This window comes from Streptomyces sp. NBC_00029, assembly GCF_045160505.1.
GTDB lineage: Bacteria > Actinomycetota > Actinomycetes > Streptomycetales > Streptomycetaceae > Streptomyces.
Map to the genome: position 1 here is coordinate 328,112 of NZ_CP108292.1, position 22,935 is coordinate 351,046.

Genomic DNA, 22,935 nt, shown 5'->3' on the forward strand with positions numbered 1-22,935 from the left:
CCGGGTGGTGCCCCGCTTGCCGGGAGCCGGCCGACCCCACTACCTGGCGGCCCGTGACCGCCGGCCTCCCGCGCCTTCGTGAGCACGGCAGTCAGCGAATGCGGTTCAGGGTGTTGCTGATGGATGTCAGGAGTTGCGTGGGGTTACCAGGCCGGATTCGTAGGCGAGGATCACGAGCTGGGCGCGGTCGCGGGCGTGGAGTTTGGTCATGGCCCGGTTGACGTGGGTTTTCGCGGTCAGTGGGCTGATCACCATGTGGTCCGCGATCTCGTCGTTGGACAGGCCCTGCGCGACCAGTACAACGGCTTCGCGTTCTCGGCCGGTCAGCCCTTCCAGCCCCTGCCCGGTGGTATTCGGGAGCGGCTGGCTGACGTACCGGTTGATGAGCTTGCGGGTGATCGAGGGTGCGAGGAGGGCGTCGCCCCGGGCGGCGACGCGTACGGCGTGCAGGAAGTCCTCCGGCTCGATGTCCTTGACGAGGAATCCGGCGGCGCCTGCGGACAGGGCGTTGAAGACGTATTCGTCCAGGCCGTAGTTGGTGAGGATGACGACGTGGACGCCGGCCAGCGCCGGGTCGGCCGCGATGCGCCGGGTCGTCTCGATGCCGTCGAGGACCGGCATCTGGATGTCGATGAGTGCGACGTCGGGCAGGTGCTTTCCGGCGAGCTCCAGGCCCTCCTGCCCGTTGGCGGCTTCGGCCACGACCTCGATGTCGTCTTCGAGGTCGAGGAACGCGCGGAATCCGCTGCGGATGAGCGGCTGATCGTCGACCAGCAGGACACGGATCACGAGGCACGCTCCACGGGGAGTTCGGCCTGGACGGTGAAGCCGCCCTCGTCGCGCGGTGCTGCCCGGAGGCGACCGCCGAGGACTGTGACGCGTTCACGCATCCCGAGCAGGCCGATGCCCGGCACGGGGATGGTGTCCGGCGTGGCCTTGCCGTTGTCGTCGACCTGGAGGGCGACGGCGTCCGGGCGGTGGTCGATGTGGACCGATGCCGTGGTGGCGTCCGCGTGACGGGCGATGTTGGTGAGGGACTCCTGGACGATCCGGTAGACGGTCCGGCCCACTGCGGCCGGTACGTCGTGCGGCCGGCCCTGGATCGTGAGTGTCGCCCGCAGACCGGTCTTGCCTGCCCGTTCGACCAGTTCGGGGATGTGGTCGAGGCCGTGCGGCGGGGTGGTGTCGTCGTCGCGCAGGGCCTCCAGGGTTGCCCGGAGCTCCCGGGATGCCTCCCGGCCGGCCTCCCGGATGGCCAGCAGGGCCTCCGGTACCTCTTCGCCGCGCTTGCGGGCCACGTGGACGGCGGCTTCGGACTGCACCTTGATCACCGAGATCTGGTGGGTGAGCGAATCGTGCAGTTCTCGCGCGATGTGCAGCCGTTCCTCGTCGGCGCGGCGCCGCGCGGTCTCCTCGCGGGTGCGTTCGGCTTCGTCTGCCCGCTGCTCGGCCTGCCGGAGGGCTTCACCGGCGGCGCCGGCGGCGATGAGCCAGGCGATTTGGAGGGCGCCCCGGGCCTGCGCGAACGCCTCGCCCGTGTCGTGCAGGCCCGAGACCAGGGCCGCGAGGGGAAGCGCGGCCAGCACGGCCACGCTCACCGTCACCGTGACGATGCGGTGTCCCGCCCGCATGGCCGCGTACACCGCGAACAGGAACGCGACGGCGGCCACATCGAACCCTGCCGCCTGGTAACCCACCGCGCACAGCCCGGTGACGGCCAGTACGGCAACCGGAGCCCGGCGGCCGGCCGCCAGCGCCAGGCCACCGACCACCAGCAACGCGTAGCCGAGCAGGTCGAGGCCGGTGGCGGAGTGGTGCCCGGACAGCCCGGTGACCAGCAGCGCCGCCGCCACGCCTACGGCGATCAGCCAGTCTCTGACGCTGGCCCGTATGCGGAACCGTCCTTTGCTCATGCGCGCACCGTAGCCGGAGGCTGCCACGGGCGAATCCCTCTCGCGGACCAGCGGTCGACTACCACGCACGCAGTAGCTCGGCGGCACCTGCCGCGTCCGTGGTAGCGCGAAGTGCCTGCGCCTGCCGGACGACCTGCCACGGCCCGGCCGACATGCTCGGACCACATCCAGTCGTGGGAAGAGAAGGAGCACCATGATGTCCGCTCGTCGCCTGTTCGCCGCCTCCGCGACCGCCCTGCTCGCCGGGGTCGGTCTTGCCACCCCAGCGGCAGCGCACGCCTCGGTCCAGCCGATCCCGATCGCCGCCAGTGTCACCGACTTCAGCCTCGGGCGTCTCGGAGCCACCACCGGCGGGCTGCTGGGGCTGGCCGCCGTGGTCATCGCCGTGCTGGCGCTGACCCGACCAGCCGGTCGCCTCGGCACCGCCAGCGGGTCGCTCGGGGCCACCTTGGCTGTGGTCGCGGGGCTGATCGCCATGGCTCTCGGCGGGCTGGTCGCGGCCACCGCCGACGGTGGGCTCGGCACCGGCAACGGGCTGGGCGGCGCCTACGTGGCCCTGCTGCTCGGGCTGACCGGCACTGCACTGGGCGGGCGGGCGCTGACGCGCTCCCGCCGCACCCGTTGACAACAGCGGATACGTGTTCTGCCGCGGTCACGCCCTGCGGGCGGTCACCGCGCGACGTACCGCGTATGCGGCGGCTCCGGCGGCCAGCACGGCGGCGCCGGCGATCACCGACGAGGCCGGCAGGGCGAACGCGAGGACGAGGCAGCCTGCCAGCCCGACGACCGGGATGATCCGCGCCGGTTGGCCCTCGTCCGGGGCGAGGGTCCCGGCGGAGGCGTTGGCGATGGCGTAGTAGGCGAGCACCCCGAAGGAGGAGAAGCCGATCGCCCCCCGTACGTCGGTGGTCGCGGCGAGTACGGCCACGACGGTGCCGACCACGAGTTCGGCCCGGTGTGGCACCTGGAACTTCGGGTGGACGGCGGCCAGGGCGTGCGGCAGGTGGTGGTCGCGGGCCATGGCCAGGGTCGTGCGCGAGACCCCGAGGATCAGCGCGAGGAGGGAGCCGAGCGCGGCCACCGGGCGGGGCGGTCGCGTGTCCCCCGCCCTACCGAATCTGACGAACTGTCATAATATGCCCATTCTGTCAGCCCGGTCGGGAGGATTGCTGTGACTATCTGTCAAGCCGTGAGGGGGGTGGGCGCGCAGGAGGCCCCTTCGCCGTCGGCACCGCCTGGTCTTCGAGTGCGTCGCTCATGGTGGGGTGGGTTGCTGCGGGCGCTGGTGGCAGGTCCCGTCCTGGTGGCCGGCCTGGCCCTGCCCATGGTGGCCCCGCAGCCCGCCCAGGCCGTGCCGCCCGGCACCTACGCCTACGTCGCCAACTTCAACGATGACACGGTGTCCGTGATCAACACGGCGACGAACACGGTGGTGGTCACGGTTCCCGTCGGCGATGCGCCGTGGGGAGTGGCGGTGTCGCCGGACGGCACCCGCGCCTACGTCACCAACCGCGCCGCCGGCACGGTGTCCGTGATCAACACCGCGACCGACACGGTCGTCGCCACCGTCCCCGTCGGCCTTGAGCCCCTGGGCGTGGCGGTGTCGCCGGACGGCGCCCGCGCCTACGTCACCAACTACGGCGCCGACACGGTGTCCGTGATCAACACGAACACCAACACGGCCGTCGCCACCGTCCCCGTCGGCGATGCTCCCATCGGGGTGGCGGTGTCGCCGGACGGCACCCGCGCCTACGTCACCAATTCCGACGCCGACACGGTGTCCGTGATCAACACGGCGACGAACACGGTCGTCGCCACCGTCCCCGTCGGCGACTTCCCGTTCGGGGTGGCGGTGTCACCGGACGGCACCCGCACCTACGTCACCAATTCCGACGCCGACACGGTGTCCGTAATCAACACGGCGACGAACACGGTCGTCGCCACCATCCTCGTCAGCGATGTGCCCCAGGGGGTGGCGGTGTCGCGGGACGGCACCCGCGCCTACGTCATCAACGCCGACAGCGACACGGTGTCCGTGATCAACACGGCGACGAACACGGTCGTCATCAACATCCCTGTCGGCGATGCGCCTCGAGAGGTGGCGGTGTCGCCGGACGGCACCCGCGCCTACGTCACCAACGCCAACGCCGACACGGTGTCCGTGATCAACACCGCCACCAACACCGTCGTGGCCACCGTCCCCGTCGACGACCTCCCGTTCGGTGTGGCGACCGGGGTCGTGCCCCCGCCGGCGCTGACCTGCGCGACCGCCACAGCCACCATCACCGGCACCAACCGCAACGACGTCCTGATCGGCACCCCCGGCGACGACGTCATCTTCGCTCTCGCCGGAAACGACGTGGTCGACGGCCGCGGCGGCAACGACCTGATCTGCGGCGGCGACGGCAACGACATGCTGTCCGGCGGCGACGGCAACGACCGCATCGAAGGCGGCAACGGAAACGACCGTGTCGAGGGCGGCAAGGGCAACGACACCCTCATCGGCGGCAACGGAAACGACGCCCTGTCCGGCGGCGCGGGTAACGACGCCAACGAGGGCGGACCCGGAAACGACGCTCTCAACGGCGGACCCGGGGCCAACACCAACAACGGCGGAACCGGGCACAATACCTGCACCAACCCCACCACCGGAACCGGCTGCAACACCTGATCAACGATCACCAGAAACGGGCCCCGGAGCGGCTCTTCGTTCCCCAGTCGGTTGCTGTCGGCAACTGGAGCCGGGGCCGCCCGCTCGTGGAGTGTGCGGGCCGTGCCGACCGGTCAAGGGCGCCTTCGGTGGCGCTTCGCGCTGGGCTTCGCCCACCCTGGACAGCTCGGCCCGCCTCTGGACCTGGCTGGCTATCGGGCGGCCCCTCCGCTGTGGCGCCCGGCCGCAGGTCAGCGCCCAGGGGGTGGGGAACTTGGGTGAGCAGGTCTGTCCCACCCCCGAGCGTGGGGTGGGCACATTCTCGATCCCCATCACCCCACGCACAGCCATCACGGTTCGCCCTGAACCACCGCCAGCCGCAGCCGCCAGCCCCGATCACGATCAGGTGCCGGCCCGGTGATACCGGGCCAGCACCACCGGTACGACCCCCCGGGAAGGGCATCTCACCCTGCCGGCGGAGCGGGTTCACCAAAGAACCGATCATGCGCCGCCCCCGGCAGCGCGCTCCTGACAGAACGGCCGCCGACACCGGGATGGGGCTGCGGTACTGCCCCCGGACGGGTGGGCACCGGGCTTGATCCGCGCACGCCATGTCGGGACGGGCTGCAGCGACCTTCACCCGGTAGAACGACCCCGGCGGGAACGGCTGCTGCCGTTCCCACTCTGCATCACTCGGATCAGCCCGCCCCCTGTACACATCAACGACCCGGACACGCAGCAGTCGCGAACGCGGCCGGACCGCTCGATGCGGATCAGAAGGCGTCAGATCAGGTTGGCGCTCAGATAGGCGAGCTCAAGCGTTTCCTCCACCGCCGAGGAGTCACCTGCCGACAGGTCCGCGGCACTCCAGCTCGTAAGCCGGGCGCCCTCGATCTGAAAGCGCTTCACGACCTTGTTGTTCTGCTCGTTCACGTAGGCCAGAACGAGGGTCGGGGAACTGGCTTCCTTTCTGGCCGGGTCCTTGGAATCCAAGATCCACTGAGTGAACTTCTCACACTTGTCCAGGCCCCGCGTGAGGGTCAGCGTCCCGAAGAACTCCGGCCCACCCAGGACAAGGTCGGGAACCGTCATGAGCAGGCGCAGGGTCAGCGAGTGCTTCTCCGGCGGGAGGGCGTCCAGCGCCGCGCGGGCGTGGGCGATGCCGGCGGCGCTGTCGCCGGAGCGGGCGAGCATCAGGCCGCGGTGCATCTGCAGGTGGGTCGCGAACCGGGGCAGGGTCGCGGGGAGCTCCGCGCGGGCCGCGTCCTGGGCGGCGACGGCCGTGGCCCCGTCGCAGAGGCGGGCGGCGAGCAGGGAGGTGAAGACGTTGAGGCGCCAGTGGAGGACGGCGTAGTCGGAGGTCTGTTCGTGGGAGCCGGCCCGGTCGAAGACGCGCCGGCCCTGGGCGAGGAGCGCTCTGGCGGTGGTGTGGTCGCCGCGCAGGGCGGCCGCGTGCGCGTGGGCCTTGCCGAAGACGGCGTTCAGCAGGCCCAGGGACGGCCGGTCGCTGATCGCGATGGCCTGGTCTGCGAAGAAGTCCGCGATCGGGAGGGTGGCGCCTTCGTAGCCGAGGGCGATCGCGGCGCGGCCGCGGACCCAGACGCGGGTGCCGAGGTCTTCGGAGGCGTCGGCGGCCTTCGCGGCCATCTGGTACCAGTGCACCGCCTTCGCCCCGTCCGAACCCGGGAACGTCTTCGCGTACAAGGTCATCAGACGGGTCGCGACCGACCACAGGCGGGGGTCGTCGAGCTACTGCTGCACGATGACCAGTTCAGCGCTCACGCGGCTGGGTCCGCGATAACGCGCCCGCACGTCGTACGACGAGGTCCGTCTACCGCTACCGGAGTAGAACCGCGCCGTTTTGCGGGACGCGCCGCACACGGTCCGCCGTGCTCAGGACACGAGGCCGTGCTCCCAGGCCCAAGCCGCGATCTCCACACGGTTGCGGGCTGGGAGCCTCTCCTGGATCCGGCTCAGGTGACTCTTGATGGTGCTGACGGCCAGATTCAGCTCGGTGGCGATCTCGTTGTTGGTGCGCCCGCGCGCGACGAGGGTGGCGACCTTCAGTTCCTGCGGTGTGAGCCGCTGGATCTGTGTCGTATTCCGCTGGGCAGGAAGCCTGTTGAAGTGGCTCAGCAGCCGCACCGTGGTGGACGGTGAGATGAGCGACTCTCCCCGGGCCGCCGCGTGTACCGCTTCCACGAGCAGACGCGAGCCCGAGTTCTTGACGATGAAGCCGTTGGCCCCGGCACGCAGCGCCTGGTAGGCGTATTCGTCCAGGTCGAAGGTCGTGATGATGACGATCCTCGTGCGGGACGCCGCGGCATGAGGACCGGTCCGCAGCAGTCTCGTCACCTCGAGGCCGTCCAGACCCGGCATCCGGATGTCCATGAGGCACACATCGGGGGCGAGCCGTCGTACGGCCTCGACGGCTTCGACCCCGGTGGACGCCTCACCGACCACGGATATGCCCTCGTGGCTCTCCAGGATCAGCCGGAATCCGGTCCGTACCATCTCCTGGTCGTCGGCGATCACGACGGTGACAGTCACGGCTGGGTGCTCCTCGGGCTCGGGCCGGTCGAATCCCGACGACGCATCGCTGCCGGGAGGCAGGGACTCAAGGTTGGCACAGCCGCCCTCGCCAGGTGACGGCGGCCACCGCCGGCTACTTCAGGGGTATCGAGGCGTCCAGCTCCCAGCCGCCCTCGGGCATGGGGCCGCAGTCGAGCTCGCCACCCAGTTCGGTGAGCCGTTCGGCCAGCCCTATCAGGCCGAAGCCACTGGGGCGGAATCGTGGGCGTGCGCGGTGGCCTCCGGTCGCGTTGTCCCGTACCCGTATGACGACGCGGTCCCCTTCGCTCCCCAACAGGACGTGCACGGAGGTGGCGCCGCGGGCGTGCTTGCGGACGTTGGTCAAGCCTTCCTGCACCAGCCTCTCGACCGACTTGGCCAGTTGCGGCGACCACGTGGTGCTGTCGACCTCGTCGGAGACGGTCAGCCAGGTGCGCTGTTCCGGTGTGTCAGCACGGCTCACCAGATCGCTGACCCTGGTCAGTGCCGGCGTGGTCGGGGCGGCTTGCTCGCGGGTGCCGGCGTCGCGCAGCAGCCGCACCATACGGCTCATGGCCACGAGCCCGTCCTGACCGGTCCGCTCGATGTCGGAGAACAGCCGCCGGGCGGTGGCGGCATCCCGTTCCACGATGTGTTCGCCCGCCTGAGCCTGCACGATGATGGCCGTGACGTGATGGGCGACATGGTCGTGCAGATCGCGCGCCAGCTCCAGTCGTTCGGCCTGTCGCACCTGCTCGGCCGTCGAGCGCCGGCGGCGGTCCTCGGCGCGCAGATACACGCCCAACAGGGCGAACGCTGCCGGCAGCAGGGTGAGGAACCCGTCCAGGGGGCTGAGCAACGGCACGTCCGAAAGCCCGGGTGCCCGCTGGCCCAGCCGCGTCGTCGCGGCAAGGAGCGCGGCCGCGGAGAGCACCAGCGGCAGTCTGCGGCTGTACCGGCAGGTCACGCACATCAGGAGGAGCAGTCCGGCCAACTCGGCCCAGCCGGGGGTCCGCTGCAGTACGGACTCCTGCACCATCGACGTCACCAGCAGCGAGAGGGCGGACGCGCCTGCGGTCAGGGCGCAGGCTGTCCCGTGCCGGCCGCGGCGAAGGCTGCGGGACACAGCGGCCACCGCGCAGCAGACGAGTAGCTCACAGGCCACGACGGCCAGTCCGAGCCTGGTCCTGCTGACCACACCCGTATCGACCGCCAGGAGCAGGACGGCGAGGAGGCCGGCCGCGAGCTCGGGAGAGGTGAGGGCGGCCGGGAGGGGAAGACGGAGCGGGGGCGGGAGACGGAGCGGGGGCGGCATGGCGAAGAGGATAGACGCCCCCGGTCAGAGCAGCGAGGACGGGAAGACGGGTGCGTACTTTTGGTGGAGGCCGTCGGTGCGAATGCGTTCTTTGGACCGCTGGGAGGGGCGTGCCCGACCGCACAGAATGGTCGGCGCAAGCGCCCACAGAACCTCTGGAGACCTCATGAATTCCGCTGCTTTCCGCTTCCCCCTCCCGCACCGCGCGGCCCGTCGCACGCTACTGGCGAGCGCCGCGACGCTGCTCGCTGCCACAACGCTGACCGGGTGCGGCCTCTTCGGCGAGAGCTGGGACGTGAAGATGGAAGTGACGGGGACCGGACAGGCCGACATCGCATACAACTTCTCCGGAAAGAACAACCAGACGAAGGCCCCGGGCGAGGCGTTGCCGTGGCAGGTCTCCCAGAACGTCGGCTTCGGCTTCAACGGCGTCGCCGTCCTCCACCCGCCGCCCGGCACCGCCTGCCGCATCTACGTCGACGGCAAGCTCCGGGAGAGTTCTGACCAGCCGGACGCCGACGGCGCCGTTTCCTGCACCGTCAACCTGCAGGAGAAGTAACAGGGGGACGACGCGCGGCCCGTGCCGGACGGCCGGACGGCCGGGGGACCGGGGGCCGGGGAAAGCAGGGGCTGCACCGGGTCCGGCGGCCGGTCGATGTGGTGATTGGTGCCGTCCCTCAGGGCGTCGTTCCACTGGACGAGGGCGGGCGCATGCTGCTGCCGGGCCACCGCGCCAGTGAACGGTCCGCGGCCGAGGACCGTCGGTGTGCCTGGGCCTCTGAGCATCGCCTCGGCGACTGCGTCGAGTCCGGCGTGAATCGCGACCTGTGGGCCCATAGTTGGCGCGGTTTCGTGTCCGCGATCATGGCGCAGTTCGCCGGTGGCATCACGACTTCTGCGAGCCGGCGGACCCGTCCCTCCTCGTCGCCGGACAGGGGCCCGCCCTATGTCCGTCCCGTCGATGGTCAGCTCCGGAAAGACGCGGCCGGAAGCGATGACGGCCTGCCCCAAGCGAATCACCTGCCGCCACGCGCCGACCGAGTGTGCTTCCTTCCCCAGGTCCTTCTCCAAGGCGAGCACGTTTGCCAGCAGGCGCATTGGGACGTGCCAGCACTCCACGAGCTGAAGCTGGATCGCGGATCGCGGATCGCGGATCCCGGGCCGGCCGGCAGGATGAGCGCGGCTGTATGGGGCCGGATGGGACGGTGGGGTGGTTCCTGCATGGGCAGCCCGGCGGGGCTGTAGACGAGGAAGCGTCCGCTCGGCCCTCGATGTCGATGGTCAGTTCCGGCCCGACGGAGGTGTTCGGCAGCAGCGCGTCGCTGACGTGATCCCGGAACAGGACGCCCTGCCCCACACGCCGCATCCCGCGCCGAACTGCGGAAACAAGCATCACGGATGCCTACTCAGGCCGCAGCGCGGCCGCTCGCGCTCAGAGGGCCCGCGACCGCGGACGGCCCGACCGGCAGAGTGCGGATGGCCGCGTCGTCGCCATCACACACCGCCTGAACGCTGCGCTCCACCGTCTCCAGGAGACGTGTACCCATGCAGGCCCCGGTCACCGCACCGTCCGTGCCCGGCCGGGAGCCGGGCGCCATCCGTTTCGCCCGGGTGCGTCCCGAGTGATCGGGACGGACGCTGGGAGAGGGTCCGGGAGCGGGCTCCCGGGCCACCGGTCAGCGAGCACATCTCACGGGAAGTGATCGGTATGGCCGCGTAGGTGAGACCGGAGACCGTTTGTCGGTGGCTTCCAAGAGCGGTTCATGGCAGGGCACTCTGAGTGGCTGTTGTCTTTCCGGTCGTGAACGCCTCCTGGAACACTCGTTGGCGTAGAACATCTACCGAGCTACCAAAAGGCCCTGTTCTCATGCCCGGCAACCGCCGTGATCACCCGAACGAGACCAACACCCCTCAAGATCGGAACGACAACAGCCACTAGGCCACGGCTTTCGTGAGGGGTCCCATCCAGTCGAGTTGGCCTTCACGCACTGCTTGTAGTACTTGCCGTCAGCCGCTTGGAAGTGCACGCACACGGCGCCATTCAGCTTGGTGTTCACCACCGAATACGATCAAATCGGCCGATCGAGAGGGGTAATTTTGCGGACAAATACTTCGCGTACTGAACCATCTCTTCCGCGGCTGGAAGCCCGCCCTTGTGGAAGCATGTTTGGGTAACGGCACCCGCACTTGTCGGGCGGCAACGACAGGGCAGCGGGTAGAACCGGGAAAGTCACCGTAAAGAACCCGAAACGGCCCGTCAAATATCGACGGGGCCGTCATGAAAAATGAGGTCAATAGCTTGGCGAGTGTTTGCTCAGCCTCGTCGAGCCGGCCTCTTCCTATCCATGATCAAGTAGGTGCAGCGAGTAATGATCGCCGCCGCTGCAATCGTTGCCAGCGTCTTGACTGTGACGGAGGAGTTGCCCGAGAACGTTGCGGCCGCCAGGACGGTTGCGATAGCGATCGAAATCCAGGGAATTATGCGAGTCAGAATGCCGTCGTTCCCCAAGGGGTTTTTCACGCCTCATTCACCTTCCTGCGCAGGTCGCAAAGCTCGGGTAGTTCCAGCCGCCATAGTAGTGGACTGTGACTCGGAGGCACCGGCCGTACCGGCTGGCCCACCAAGCCATAACTCCGTATGCAACGAAAACGTAGTATGCCACCCGGCCGTACGGGCCTAGGTTCTTGATTCCACCCAGGGCGGCTGCAGCCCACCCGCCGCCGGCGGCGAGCGCATCGTTTTGCCGCTTGGACAAGGTGATAACCGCCCTCACCGGCTGCCTGCTCCTGGGCTTCGCCACGAACAAGCGTCAGCGCCACCCGGTCACGCCCCCTCGCGAGGCGTCCTGAAACCGTGTCCCCCATAACCCGCCGGGCAGGCCGCAGGCGGCGTGAAGCCGTATCGATCACCCTGGCCCTCTGGCTGCCGGGACATGCGGCGGACCGCCCGGCCGGTCTCGCGCCGAGCGCCTCGTCCGCAGCCGTCCTGGCTGCGATCGGTGAAACCGGAGACCGGGTTCACTGACGCCGGACGGGACGGCGTCACCGCCCCGACACAGGGCCGCTCCTCCTCCCCTGACCGTGTCCCACGCACCTCGTTACCCTGCCGGGGGACAGCCCCGCAGGCGTCACCGCGGACGCCTTGGTGTGGACCCGGCCGGGCTGTCGCTCCCTGACCGCTCTCAAATTTCCCGTCAGCCCAGGACGAGTGACGGAGAATACGGGAATGGGTCTGAAGCTGCGTGACCATCAGGTCGAGGCCGTCACCGCCATCGTGCGCGGCCTCAATATCCCGCTCCACGGTATTCCGGTCGAGGGCCTGCGAGGCCAAGTCCACGCCGCCTGCGGAACGGGGAAGACCGTCATCGCGGCGGCGTAACCGCGTACACATGTGACAACACGGCCTCCTGGTATTGGTCGGTCAGATTCGCATCCCCGAGCCACCGGCCCTGCCTTCATGCCGTACCGCCGGAAGATCACCCCATCAGGAACCCTGTTCGACCCGCACGTTCCATGATCGGTTGAGATACGGCTTCTGAGAATTGAGAGCACCGGAGTCGGCTCGGTGGTGTGCGGCCCGACCAGGGGCGTGTGGAAGTGAGTGGAACGGTCCGTCGGAGTGGGGCATGATCCGCTCATGGAGCGCGTCATCGATCTTGATCAGGCAGCCGCAGTAATCGCTGAGCGGGCTGTGCGATGGCTGGCGGCCGGTCTCAAGGTTGGGCAAGTGACGTGGCTGGACGAAACTGCGCCGTGGCCTCAGCAGCTTGAGACTGCCAGAACCCTCGTGCATGATCCCCACTCCGTCGGCGTGCTCATCTCCGGACCGGGGGACGCTGGGCTGTCTGTCGTGCTGTTCCGGGGCGGCTGGGCTGACGTCGACTACTTCGACGGCCTCGACGACGGCGGACCGATACCAGCGTTCGACATCACATCAGCAACGGCCTTCGGCACCCAGCTCGATCAGTGGGTGCCGCGCGCCTTTGGGAACCTTGGCTAGAGCTGGAGGGCTGGCACCAGCGAACGGCCCCACCTCGGCGATCAGCCAGCAGCGGCTTGCTGCTCCGTGCGGGCGCGGGTGGCGGCGAGGCGATAGGAGTCGGTTCCGGTCTCGATGATGTTGCCGCCGAAGGTAAGGCGGTCAACGATGGCAGCACAGAGCCGTGGGTCACTGAACGGGTCACTGAACGTCTTGGTCCAACCAGAGAACGACTGTTCGAGGCGGTCGCGACGCTGTTCTTTTCCTCCCGCTCGGTCAAAACCTGGAAGAGGAGTTCGGCGCCGCGGCGGTCCAGTTCCATGTAGCCGAGCTCGTCGATGCACAAAAGATCGACGCGGCCGTAGCGGACGATGGTCTTGGTCAGCTACTTCTCATCGGCGGCCTCGACGAGCTCGTTGACCAGCTTCGTCGCCAGCACGTACTTGACCCGGTAGCCGGCCATCGCGGCTTCGGTGCCCAGCGCGATCAGCAGGCGGGACTTGCCGGTGCCGGAGTCACCGATCAGGCAGAGCGGCAGGCTCTTCTTGATCCATTCGCACGTGGCGAGGGTGTGGATCATGGCTGCGTCGATGTTGGGGTTGGCGTCGAAGTCGAACATTCGGAGGGACTTTTCGCGAGGGAATCCCGCGGCCTTGATGCGGCGTTCGGAGCGGCGGCGGTCCCGGTCGTCGCACTCTGCCAGGAGGAGCTCGGAGAGGAACCCGAGGTAGGACATCTGCTCGCGTTCGGCTGTCGCGGCGACCTCGGGGAACCGGGACCGGATGGCGGGCAGCCGGAGCATCCTGCATGCCTGGTCGACCGCGGCAGTAGCGGCTTGCTCGGTGAGTCCTCGCTGGCGGGGGAAGGTCACAGCCGTTCTCCTTCAGGTGGTGGGGTGTTCCGGCCGGCGCAGTCGCAGGAGTTGGTCGTAGTGGGCGACCGAGGGAAGCGGTCGCTTGTCGGGCAGCAGGTGAGCCAGGCGGCGTGAGGCCAGGGACGTCACATTCGACCGGCCAGCTGCAGGCGGAACGGGTTCCTCCTGGGCATGGCAGTCCTCCTCCGCGGCCTTGCGGGCTTCAAGTGCGACGGCGTCCGCGGTCAGCGCGCCCGTCTTCAGGGCCGCCGCGAGGCCGGAGACCAGGTGTTCGTGGGGAAGGTGGTGGCCGAGAAGAAGGACCTCAATCAGCGCGCGGGTGCCGTCACGTTCTCCGTGAGCCCTCACGGCCGCGCCCACCAGGTGTCATTGGAGCGGGGTGAATCTGCCCGCGGACCGGGCCTGATCGAGCGCGGTCGCTCCCGGCAGGGCGCCAGGCTTGCGCACGAGTGCCTCCAGGTAGTGGTCCAGGTCAAGGCGGCAGCCGCCCTTGGCGATCAGCCGTTCATGCCGGGCGACTTCCTCGCGGCCGTCATGAACGACCAGCTCGGAGGCATGCAGCATCGCGCGGACCGTCCGGCCGATCAGCCGCACCGGCACCGAGTAGCGGTTGGTCCGGACGCAGATCTGGCTGTAGCGGTCGACCCGCAGGGTGAAGAGCCGGCCCGTCTCGAACGGCTCGTCCGGCAACGAGCCCAGCAGCGGCCGCTCGGCCGTGAAGTACTCGCCGATCGTGCGGTGCCGCGACCGGATCCGCCGATCATCTCCGACGCCCGCCTGTGACGCACCCACGCCTCGGCGGACTACGGGCCGCTGCAGGACATCTCCCGGCACACCGTGCGCCTGGACCGCATCCGCGCGCACTGGGGCGACATGCTGCGGGTGGCCGGCTCCCTGACACTTGGCGAGGTCCGCGGCCACGACCTGATCCGCATGCTCTCCCCCGGCCTCTTGGCGTTCCCGTTGCGCACGCGGGCGCGGCCGCCTGGTTCGCCGGCCGCTACGGCTGACGGCGGCCCGTACCGGGGCGGATGACCGGTCCGTCACTCCTGAGGGTGGAACACAGCGGTCCAGTGGGCGCAGCCCCGGCCTGCCGCGTCCCCGTCCCGACCCGGTGTCCCAGAAAGCTGGGGCACCCAAGGAACCGACGGACGGAAGTGGTTCGCGCATGCCCCAGCACTCCCCACGGCGCCGGGCCCGGCGCGGCGGCGCCGCCGGCGCCGCCGCCCTGGCGCTCGTACTCGGACTGCCCACGGCGGCCACGGCCGCTCCCGGCGATCTGGACCCCGCCTTCAGCGGCGACGGCAAGGTCGTCACGGATGTGACCGGCTACGAGAACGTCTCGGGCATGGCCGTCCAGCCCGACGGCAAGATCATCACGGTGGGCGACGGCTACTTCGACGAGACCAGCGGCGACTTCGTGCTGGTGCGCTACAACGCCGACGGCAGCCTGGACACGACCTTCGGCGGCGACGGCATCGTCAACACCGACTTCGACTTCAACAACGACGAGGCCAGGGCCCTGGCCCTGCAACCCGACGGCAAGATCATCGCGGTCGGCGGGTCCACCTCGATCGCCGGCTACGGCGACTGGGTGGCCGCCCGCTACAACCCCGACGGCAGCCTCGACACGACCTTCGGCACCGGCGGCAGGGCGGTCACCGACATCGACCCGGATGCGATCGAGACCGCCATGACCGTGGCCGTGCAGCCCGACGGCCGCATCGTGGCGGCCGGCCAGAGCTTCGCGAGCTGGGTCGTGGTCCGCTGGGACGCCAACGGCTCCCTGGACCCGACCTTCGACGGCGACGGCAAGGCCGTCACCACCTTCCCGGGCGGAACCTTCGCCTCGGCCGCCGACCTGGCCCTCCAGCCCGACGGCCGGGTCGTCGTCGCCGGGGCCGGCCCCGGCGGTGTCACGCTCGCCCGCTACAACACCGACGGCAGCCTCGACCCCACCTTCGACGGCGACGGCCGGGCGACCCCCGGCTTCGGGTCCAGGGCCCGGGGCGTGGCCCTGCAGTCCGACGGCCGGATCGTCGTCGCGACCGGCGACGACAACGTCTTCGGGCTGGCGCGATTCACCGCCGGAGGCGCCGTGGACCCGACGTTCGGCAGCGCCGGCCGGGTCACCACCACCTTCGGACCGGACATCGCCGACGCCGCGGACGTCGCCCTGCAGTCCGACGGCCGGATCGTCGTCGCGGGCCGGTACGCGGGCGACTGGGCGCTGGCCCGGTACAACACCAACGGCGCCGCGGACACCTCCTTCGACGGCGACGGCCGGCTGACGACCGACTTCGGCGGCCCCTCCGAGCAGGCCTCCCAAGTGGCCCTGCAGCCCGACGGGAAGATCGTCGCCGGCGGGGTCATCGGCCAGGCCAACAGCCTCGCCGCCGACCGCGGCGTGGCCCGCTACCTCGGCGGTGGCGGCACCACGCCCCCGCCGCAGTCGGCGGACCTGTCCGTCACCAAGTCCGGTACGACGACGGTGAGCATCGGCGACCAGGCGACGTACACGGTCCGGGTGACCAACGCGGCCTCCTCCACGGCGACCGCGACGGGCGTCTCCCTGACCGACTCCCTCTCCGGAGCCGGCGGCACCCTGATCTCGGCCGTGCCCTCCCAGGGCACCTGCACCACCACCGCGACGGGCGCGACCTGCGCCCTGGGCAGCCTGGCCCCCGGCGCGAGCGCCACGGTCACCGTGACCGCCGAACCGCGCACGACCGGCACCCTGCGGGACACCGCGTCCGTGACGGGCTCCCCTCAGGACCCGAACACCGGCAACAACAGCGCCACCGCCACCACCTCGGTCAACAACGCCCGGGGCTGCACGATCGTCGGCACGTCCGGCACCGACACCCTCACCGGTGGCTACGGCAACGACGTCATCTGCGCGCTCTCCGGCAACGACACCGTGCGTGCGGGCTTCGGCAACGACACCGTCTACGGCGGCCCGGGCAACGACAACCTCGACGGCGGCTTCGGTGACGACACCATGAACGGCGACCGCGGCAACGACGTCCTCACCGGCTACTACGGCAACGACCGCCTGACCACCACCGACGGCGTGAGCGCCAACGACACCGCCAACGGCGGCTCCGGCTTCGACACCTGCACCACCGACACCGGCGACACCCGCAGCAGCTGCCCCTGACGGATGGCCAGCCGCGCATCCCCACCGGCGCCGGCCGGGCGAAACCCCGGCCGGCGCCGGGGCGCGGCCCCGCCGGGCCTGCAGGCCATGACGTGTCAAGAGGCGAGGGCCCACACACCGCAGGACGGCTCCCCGAAGCCACCCCACCCCGACGCCCCGGAGTCTCGCGCAGCTCGCGGCCCGGCTGTCCCGCCTGGTCGTGCCGTCAGCGTGTGTGGGCGGACCAGGACGGCTTCAAGGACGGATACCTGAAGCGCATCTAGCCTCGGCCAGAGCTCAGACTGACGGCCCGTCCGGCACCCACGACCGGCGCGGATGATGAGTTGAGTCCGGCCCGGGCGCCGTGCGGAAGCGCGCGGCGCCCGGTCCGGACGCCGTCTCGTCTCCGCCAAAACCCCTGATTTTCAGGGGCTTTGGGCTTCCTTACACACACGACAGCCAGGGCCTGGAACCCTTGGTGCGGGGCATCCGGCCCATCCGGTCCAGCCGCGGGCCGCGCCGCCGTCGGCCTGCCGAACTGCACGGTGACAAGGGCTACGACTTCGACCGGCTGCGCACTTGGCTCCGCTCCCGCAACATCACACCACGCATCGCCCGCAGGGGCGTCGAGTCTTCCCAGCGCCTTGGCCGCCACCGTTGGACTGTGGAGCGGACGGTGACCTGGCTATCTGGGTGTCAGCGTCTACATCGTCGCTACGAGCGCAAGGCTGAGCACATCCTGGCGTTCGCAGGCATAGCCGCGGCCCCGACCTGCTACCGCAGGTTGGCAGCCTGATCGGAGAGACTCCCGAGCTGGGATGATGCGTGCCGTCACCAGACGCGTCGCCCGGGGGCTGCTTGCGCCCCCTGACTCCAGGGCGGGCTTGTACACAGTGAGGGACGCCTTGACCGACCACCTGACCGCAGTCGTGGCGATGCTCGGTCCAGCCCAGAACCACTACGCGGAGCCGGCCGCCTGGGACCGGCTCCACGCAGAACTCGAACTCCGGCTGCCGTCCGACTACCAGATCCTCGTGGACGCGTACGCTCCCCTCCAGCTCAACGGCCACCTGTACCTGCACCACCCCGCGACCGAACTCTGGAACCTTGGCCAATGGATACGGGAAACGGCTCGCGCCTGGTCTGAGGTGCCCTGGGAGGACCTCGATCCGGATGAGGACCCGTGCCTGCTGTGTGGGCTCGCGGAATTGAGCTTCGGCACCCGCGACGGGCTGTGGCCGATCGCGAGTACGGACCGGGGCGAAACCCTCTTCCTCGTCGAGGCGGACAGCAACGCCCCGTGGCTCCTGATCGACGACGGCGAGGGCGGCTGGGCGAGGTACGACATGAGCTTCGCCGAATGGCTCTACAGCTACCTCATCGGCGAAGACATGGCCGGCCCCAACAGCTCCGCCTTCTACCCCGGTCCGGTACAGCTGCGCAGGCTACCTATGACTCCCGAAGAACGTCCGGAGCCATGGTTCGGGCCAGTCCGCGGCATGTAACTCTGCCCGCCACGACAACCACGAGGCATCCATCGGATAGCACGGCAGGCCAAACGAGACGATCTCTAACTGCCCACCGATCAATCAGACACGCTCTCGGGGCGAGCGTCCATGCGGTGGATGAGTCCGCCGTCGGGACCGAAGACGTCGATAAAGTAGCCCTTCTTGAATGACGCCCCCTCCTTCGTCGTCAGGTGAGCGGTGACCGAGGTGTTCTGCCGGCGGAAGATCGCGTCCGCCTGATCCGCGTTGCGGGTCCGGATGACCACCCGGGGCACGCCTTCCGGTCCGTCCTCGACCTGGATCCCGTACACGTCCGGGTCCCCGCCAGCCGCCCGGTAGCGCTCGGCCAGGGCCACGGCGTCCTGGGGAGCGGCCGTGGCCGTGGACGTCGGGCCGGGCATGACCCGCTTCTGTGGTTCCTCCGTGCAGCCCACCAGCAGCGCGGCTCCCGCCACCGCCGCCAGTGCCGCGCGGGCGCCCCGTCGTAATGTGTGCACCATCGCCAACTCCCCTGATCGGTAAGGATTCAGCGACCCTACGCGAGGCCCGCCGCGCCGCGGAGGCTGGCCCAGTTGGGGGGCTGCAGACCAATCGGACAGACACATCCGATCAACAGCTCAGCCCACCCAAGAGACACGTTCTAGCCGAGCCGGACAATGCCCAGGACCGACAGGCGCCGGAGTACACGGCTGGCGAAGTAGATGACGGACAGGCGGCCGGCGGCGCGATCCGAACATCTTCGTCTTCGGTCGTCGGGGTCCCACCGACCAAAGCCCCACGGGTCGGCCGCGGCGGCGTCGACAGCTGCCCCTTTGGCGCACAAGGCCAGGACGTGGTCGGCCCGCCGAACACTCTCGGGTCTTCTGGCAGGCGGCAAGGTAGTCCGCCCAACTGTCCTGCGCGAACCGAGCCCACTGGTGCGCCGTGCCCGGGTCGATGCCGAGGAGATCACTGACGACGATCGGGGGCAGTTCCGCCACAGACTCGATCATGGCAGTGTTCCGCGCGCTCAAGCTCGGCAGGCCGTGCCGCATCAAACGCGTGTGCGCCCGCCCTCCGCCGATCGGGCGACCGACAGGTCGGCCCGGCCAGAGGTAGTGCGGTCCGTCTCCAGGCAGTTGCTCCAGCATCGAGACGCGCGCAGGGTGCCGGATCTGCTCCTCTATGAGCCGGCCCAGTTCGGGCGGCAGCACGACCGCAGAGTCGGGCGGCGGTGCTGCGGTGCTGCATCCCGACTCTGCGGGCGGCGGCCCGGCCGGGCAAGCAGGCCACGCCCGCATCCTCGCCCGCGTCAATCCGGTCCTCGGACCTGCTTTCGACGGCCATGGGGCAAGGACGCGCACGACACGGTCGGCGACCGGCCGACCAGTTGACCTCTCAGGCTCCCGGGCCGCTCGGCCTCCCGGTGGCGGCGGAGACGGAGTCCTCGGTGTAGTAGCGCCGTAGGAGTTCCCGCTCGGCGTCCCGGTGCGGGAACATGAAGAAGATCAGCAGCGCACCCAGGGCGATCGCGGCCAGGCCGACGGTGTACGCCCAGTCGTCGCCGTGGAGGAACGACTGACGTGCTGCCGCGACGATCTGGTCGGTGTACTGGGGGTGCTGCTGGGCGACCTGCCCGGCGGAGGCGAACGACTTCGTCAGCTCGCTCTGGACCTGGTCCGACACGTCGTTGCTCTCGGGGGAAGCGGCGATCGCCGCGCTGAAGGCCGAGGCGTAGCCAGCGGTGAGGAGCACGCCCATGATGGACTGCATGACGGCCCCGCCGAGGTCCCGTTGCAGGTCGGCGGTGCCTGAGGCCATGCCGGCCCGTCGCACGGGCACCGATCCGGTCAGCGAGTGGGATGCGGGCGTCCCTGCGAAGCCGGCGCCGATTCCGATGAGCACGTAGGCGAAGCCGATCTGCCAGTAGCTGCTGTCCTCGCCCCAGAACAGCAGCATCCATGCGAAGGCGAGGAAGAGGAACGTGTAACCGATCAGCAGGGTCGTGCGGGCGCCGCGTGTCTCGACCAGCTTCGCGGACCGTGGTGCCACGAGCACGATCATCACGACGAGGGGGAGGATGGCGGCGCCGGCTTCGACGGGGTTGTACGCGAGCACGTTCTGCAGGTACTGCTGGCTGATGAACGCCGACCCCATCATGGAGCCGTACACGATGATTCCCGCGCATGCGGCGACCCAGAACGTGCGCCGGCCGGCGATGTGGAGGTCGTACAACGGGTTGGGAGCCCGGCGCTGGCGCCAGAAGAACGCGGCTCCGGCAGCCAGGGCGATCACGACGAGGCCGACGACCAGTGCCCCTTGGCCGGGGACGGCGGCGAAATTGATCGCCAGCACCAGTCCCGCGATCAGGAGGACGGACAGGATGCCGCCGAGGTTGTCCACCGGTTCGGCTGACTCGTTGGCGTGTGCGGGGACGAACAGCAGGGCCATGACCAGCGCGACCACGGCGAGGGGCAGGGTGACCAGGAACACCGACCCCCAGTAGAAGCGTTCGAGCAGCGCGCCCGCGATCACCGGCCCGAGCAGGGAGATGCCGCCGCCCAGGGCCGACCACAGCGCGATCGACTTCGTCCGCTCCGGCCCCGCCCACAGGGCGGTGATCAGCGCCAGGGTGGTCGGGTAGGCCATGCCGGCTGAGAGCCCGCCGAGGATCCGGGCTGCCACGAGGACGGTGTCGTTCGGCGCGTACGCGGCGAGCAGGCACGCGGGGACGGACAGAGCGATGCCGAGGAGCAGCAGCAGCTTGCGCCCGTGACGGTCGCCGACCGCACCCAGATAGAGCACGGATGCGGCCAGACCGAGGGAGTACCCCACGGCGATCAGGTTCAGCGAGGTCTGGGAGGAGTCGAAGGCCTTCCCGATCGCGGGCAGCGCCACGTTGGCCACCGACAGGTTCAAGTTGGCCACCGCGGCAACGATGATCAGGGACGCCAGAACGAGCGATGCCCGCGCCGGGGCCTCACGCGGAACGTCGATGCGAGGCGCGACGCTTTTCGACATGGAACCTCCGGGGCGAAGTTGGTCTCGGCGAGAGTCTTGCCTGATCCGCCGTGCCGCACATCGCCCCATTGGGATGACACGCCCACCGTCGCTGACGCGGTCCGCCCGCCCCGCCGAGGCTCCTCGGGCAGCGGTCTGTCCTGGACCGCGTTCTTCATGACGATGGTGGAGATCAGTGGCTGAACCCTCGGGCAGGCGGGCTTGGCTCCTGCTGCCGGTGGGCGGAGGCCGCCCGCGGCCCGACCCCGGCCCCCTCCGGCCCGGCGCAGAAACTCCGACACATCCCCGGGCGTGAACGCCCTGCCGAGGTCCGTGTCCACCCCGAGGGCGCGCACGGTGGCCTTGCGCCCGCCCCGCGGCGACACGGGACGGATCACGATCTCCGTCCGGTCCGCCAAACACTCCAGCGTGCAGCGGCCCCGACGACATGGCATCCGCAGCCCGCTCTCACGCGCTGAACAGCAATGAAGCGGCTCCGCGCGCGACCCCGAGAGCAGCAGGGCGTGACGTCCTCTCAGAACTGCTGAGAGGAAGGGCGTTTGAGGACGAGGGTGCGGGTCACACGCGCTGGTGTCGGAAGCGCACACCGTGGGGGTTGTGCTTCCGGAGCGGGCCCCGCCCCCGTGACGCCCCTCCCCCTGGCGTCACGGGGCAGGCCCGTCCGCACGACGGGCTGCCGCCCGGATCCGTACGGCACCCGGACACCCGCACCCCGGCCTCCTCCCCGGCCGGGGACCCCGGGGCCGTCCGGCGAACCCCCGGCACCGGCGCTCAGACCGCCGGCCCCCGGGCAACGGACCCGACGGCAGCAGCCCGCCACATGATGTGCGGGGCACGCTGAAAGGGCTCAGCGGGAGGCGTAACGGACCCAGGCGTCCGTGAGGTCCTGCAGTGCGGCCGGTGTGGCATGGCCACCTTCCACGTGCTCGGTGAACGTCTTCAGCCGGTCCGGTTCCTCAGGCCAGTCCGGATCGGCTGCAGCCCTCCTGGCGAGCTCGCCGAGGGCGTCCCGGTCGGTCACATGCCGCAACAGCCAGACGGTGAACCCGTCCATCGACCCATCCCTGCCATCAGTGACCACCAGCCCCGGCCTACGCATCCGAGGCCCCGTGAGACCGCCTTGCGCCCGCCGCCGACAGGCACGGTGAAGACCGCGGCGGCCGTTCAGCCGCCTGGGCAGCACCATGCAGCCGTCCACTCCCGAAACTACTCCGTCGCCGCTGCCCACCGGTACGGGCGCATGAAGGCGCACCCTCAGCTGGCGCGGGGCTGGTGCACAGCTCGGTACAGACGGCGTACGAAGAGAGGTCAGGTACGCGCGCGTGCGGACCTACCTGCCGGTCCTGATGGAACGCAGAGCCAAAGACCTCCTGCCGCCCGACGAGCAGACGGAGCGCCGCAGCTGACCTCGCCGCGCAACCATCCTTGGTGCGCAGGCGCCTTCTGCCCTCCATTCGGATCTTGGTCGCGGGCAGGGCAGTACAATGCGCGCCGTGGACATACCCGACTGGTACGTCTGGATCGCTCTCGGTCTGGCCGTCCTACAAGCCCTTGGCCTCGTCCCCATCGTCCGCCGACTCCGGGGACCCGACCCCGCGCTGCGCTCCCGGGCGCGCCTCGAACTGCTGGAGACCGCCGCCACGCTGCTCCTCATCGGCGGCCTGTTCCTGAGCCTCACAGCCGCGGAATCCTGGTTCTGGCTCGCCGCCACCGGCTTCGCGCTCCTGACCGCCGGTTACGCCGTAAGGGGCGTCCGCCGGCTCCGCGCCCACCGCAGCACCACTTCCTGATCCATACGACAGGCCGCAAGGCCGGCGGGCGGGCGCCCGTCATGAAGCCGTTGCCGCCTTGCTGCTCTGCCTCAGCCGAGCCAGACGGCCCAGGACGGACAGCTTCCGCGTGAGCCGGTTGGCCACGTAGACGACGGACAGCTGTCCCACGGACGCCGCGTGAACGTCCTCGCCCCCTTGCGTGCCGGCGGAGGTCGGTCGCCCAGGTGCTCAGTCC

Annotated in this window: 18 protein-coding genes and 6 pseudogenes; 11 read left to right on the top strand and 13 right to left on the bottom strand. The window is 69.8% G+C overall.

Features of this window, described 5'->3' with window-relative positions; translation table 11 throughout:
* Nucleotides 1-126 precede the first annotated feature (126 nt).
* On the bottom strand, nucleotides 127-789 hold the full coding sequence (locus OG753_RS01540) for a response regulator (protein WP_405786777.1): 663 nt from the start codon (nucleotides 787-789) through the stop codon (nucleotides 127-129).
* Nucleotides 786-1,913: a sensor histidine kinase gene (locus OG753_RS01545; protein ID WP_405786778.1), complete on the bottom strand. Its 1,128-nt coding sequence runs from the start codon at nucleotides 1,911-1,913 to the stop codon at nucleotides 786-788. Before OG753_RS01545 ends, OG753_RS01540 begins: the two co-directional genes overlap by 4 nt.
* A gap of 196 nt (nucleotides 1,914-2,109) precedes the next feature.
* Between OG753_RS01545 and OG753_RS01550 the strand changes: the two genes are divergently transcribed.
* A complete protein-coding gene (locus OG753_RS01550; RefSeq protein ID WP_405786779.1) occupies nucleotides 2,110-2,538 on the top strand; it encodes a DUF6223 family protein in 429 nt (142 codons plus the stop codon).
* A 27-nt stretch (nucleotides 2,539-2,565) separates the two neighbouring features.
* On the opposite strand, the pseudogene OG753_RS01555 reads toward OG753_RS01550, so the two are convergent.
* Nucleotides 2,566-2,994: pseudogene (locus OG753_RS01555) on the bottom strand (amino acid permease); the annotation flags it as partial.
* Nucleotides 2,995-3,183: 189 nt separating this feature from the next.
* Between OG753_RS01555 and OG753_RS01560 the strand changes: the two are divergent.
* Nucleotides 3,184-4,584, top strand: coding sequence for a beta-propeller fold lactonase family protein (locus OG753_RS01560; protein ID WP_405786780.1), 1,401 nt, complete (start codon nucleotides 3,184-3,186; stop codon nucleotides 4,582-4,584).
* A 762-nt stretch (nucleotides 4,585-5,346) separates the two neighbouring features.
* On the opposite strand, the gene OG753_RS01565 is transcribed toward OG753_RS01560, so the two are convergent.
* From OG753_RS01565 to OG753_RS01580, 4 genes and pseudogenes are all read right to left on the bottom strand, one after another.
* Complete coding sequence (locus OG753_RS01565; RefSeq protein ID WP_405792494.1) at nucleotides 5,347-5,655, bottom strand: phage tail protein; 309 nt, start codon at nucleotides 5,653-5,655, stop codon at nucleotides 5,347-5,349.
* A pseudogene (locus OG753_RS01570) lies at nucleotides 5,653-6,348 on the bottom strand (XRE family transcriptional regulator); the annotation flags it as partial. The pseudogene OG753_RS01570 and the gene OG753_RS01565, both read right to left, overlap by 3 nt.
* Before the next feature lie 108 nt (nucleotides 6,349-6,456).
* The gene (locus tag OG753_RS01575; protein ID WP_383200206.1) at nucleotides 6,457-7,113 is read right to left on the bottom strand and encodes a response regulator; all 657 of its coding nucleotides are present in this window, start codon (nucleotides 7,111-7,113) and stop codon (nucleotides 6,457-6,459) included.
* A 115-nt stretch (nucleotides 7,114-7,228) separates the two neighbouring features.
* The gene (locus tag OG753_RS01580; protein ID WP_405786781.1) at nucleotides 7,229-8,428 is read right to left on the bottom strand and encodes a sensor histidine kinase; all 1,200 of its coding nucleotides are present in this window, start codon (nucleotides 8,426-8,428) and stop codon (nucleotides 7,229-7,231) included.
* Nucleotides 8,429-8,594: 166 nt separating this feature from the next.
* Between OG753_RS01580 and OG753_RS01585 the strand changes: the two genes are divergently transcribed.
* From OG753_RS01585 to OG753_RS01595, 3 genes and pseudogenes are all read left to right on the top strand, one after another.
* A complete protein-coding gene (locus OG753_RS01585; RefSeq protein ID WP_383200212.1) occupies nucleotides 8,595-8,987 on the top strand; it encodes a hypothetical protein in 393 nt (130 codons plus the stop codon).
* Between the two features lie 2,667 nt (nucleotides 8,988-11,654).
* Nucleotides 11,655-11,804 (top strand): annotated as a pseudogene (locus OG753_RS01590) (DEAD/DEAH box helicase family protein); the annotation flags it as partial.
* A 261-nt stretch (nucleotides 11,805-12,065) separates the two neighbouring features.
* Nucleotides 12,066-12,428, top strand: a complete 363-nt coding sequence (locus OG753_RS01595; RefSeq protein WP_405786782.1) for a hypothetical protein — start codon at nucleotides 12,066-12,068, stop codon at nucleotides 12,426-12,428.
* 41 nt (nucleotides 12,429-12,469) lie between these two features.
* On the opposite strand, the pseudogene istB reads toward OG753_RS01595, so the two are convergent.
* The 3 genes and pseudogenes from istB to OG753_RS01610 all read right to left on the bottom strand — a co-directional run bounded on the left by istB (nucleotide 12,470) and on the right by OG753_RS01610 (nucleotide 14,202).
* Nucleotides 12,470-13,278: pseudogene (gene istB, locus OG753_RS01600) on the bottom strand (IS21-like element helper ATPase IstB).
* Between the two features lie 12 nt (nucleotides 13,279-13,290).
* A complete protein-coding gene (locus OG753_RS01605; protein WP_405786783.1) occupies nucleotides 13,291-13,629 on the bottom strand; it encodes a hypothetical protein in 339 nt (112 codons plus the stop codon).
* 18 nt (nucleotides 13,630-13,647) lie between these two features.
* Nucleotides 13,648-14,202, bottom strand: coding sequence for a Mu transposase domain-containing protein (locus OG753_RS01610; protein WP_405786784.1), 555 nt, complete (start codon nucleotides 14,200-14,202; stop codon nucleotides 13,648-13,650).
* Here OG753_RS01610 and OG753_RS01615 point away from each other — a divergent pair.
* From OG753_RS01615 to OG753_RS01630, 4 genes and pseudogenes are all read left to right on the top strand, one after another.
* Entirely contained in the window at nucleotides 14,119-14,316 is a 198-nt protein-coding gene (locus OG753_RS01615) for a Tn3 family transposase (protein ID WP_405786785.1), read from the top strand. The genes OG753_RS01610 and OG753_RS01615 overlap by 84 nt on opposite strands.
* 133 nt (nucleotides 14,317-14,449) lie before the next feature.
* The gene (locus tag OG753_RS01620; protein WP_405786786.1) at nucleotides 14,450-16,441 is read left to right on the top strand and encodes a calcium-binding protein; all 1,992 of its coding nucleotides are present in this window, start codon (nucleotides 14,450-14,452) and stop codon (nucleotides 16,439-16,441) included.
* Nucleotides 16,442-16,868: 427 nt separating this feature from the next.
* A pseudogene (locus OG753_RS01625) lies at nucleotides 16,869-17,216 on the top strand (transposase); the annotation flags it as partial.
* Between the two features lie 109 nt (nucleotides 17,217-17,325).
* Nucleotides 17,326-17,925 (top strand): SMI1/KNR4 family protein, encoded by a 600-nt coding sequence (locus OG753_RS01630; protein ID WP_405786787.1) that lies wholly within the window; start codon nucleotides 17,326-17,328, stop codon nucleotides 17,923-17,925.
* An 80-nt stretch (nucleotides 17,926-18,005) separates the two neighbouring features.
* On the opposite strand, the gene OG753_RS01635 is transcribed toward OG753_RS01630, so the two are convergent.
* The 3 genes from OG753_RS01635 to OG753_RS01645 form a co-directional block, all read right to left on the bottom strand.
* Nucleotides 18,006-18,428, bottom strand: coding sequence for a hypothetical protein (locus OG753_RS01635; RefSeq protein WP_405786788.1), 423 nt, complete (start codon nucleotides 18,426-18,428; stop codon nucleotides 18,006-18,008).
* Between the two features lie 877 nt (nucleotides 18,429-19,305).
* The gene (locus OG753_RS01640; protein WP_405786790.1) at nucleotides 19,306-20,928 is read right to left on the bottom strand and encodes an MFS transporter; all 1,623 of its coding nucleotides are present in this window, start codon (nucleotides 20,926-20,928) and stop codon (nucleotides 19,306-19,308) included.
* An 847-nt stretch (nucleotides 20,929-21,775) separates the two neighbouring features.
* Entirely contained in the window at nucleotides 21,776-21,982 is a 207-nt protein-coding gene (locus OG753_RS01645; RefSeq protein ID WP_405786791.1) for a YozE family protein, read from the bottom strand.
* Nucleotides 21,983-22,235: 253 nt separating this feature from the next.
* Here OG753_RS01645 and OG753_RS01650 point away from each other — a divergent pair.
* A pseudogene (locus tag OG753_RS01650) lies at nucleotides 22,236-22,334 on the top strand (three-helix bundle dimerization domain-containing protein); the annotation flags it as partial.
* Between the two features lie 78 nt (nucleotides 22,335-22,412).
* Nucleotides 22,413-22,718, top strand: a complete 306-nt coding sequence (locus tag OG753_RS01655) for a hypothetical protein (protein WP_327260276.1) — start codon at nucleotides 22,413-22,415, stop codon at nucleotides 22,716-22,718.
* Nucleotides 22,719-22,935: the final 217 nt, after the last annotated feature.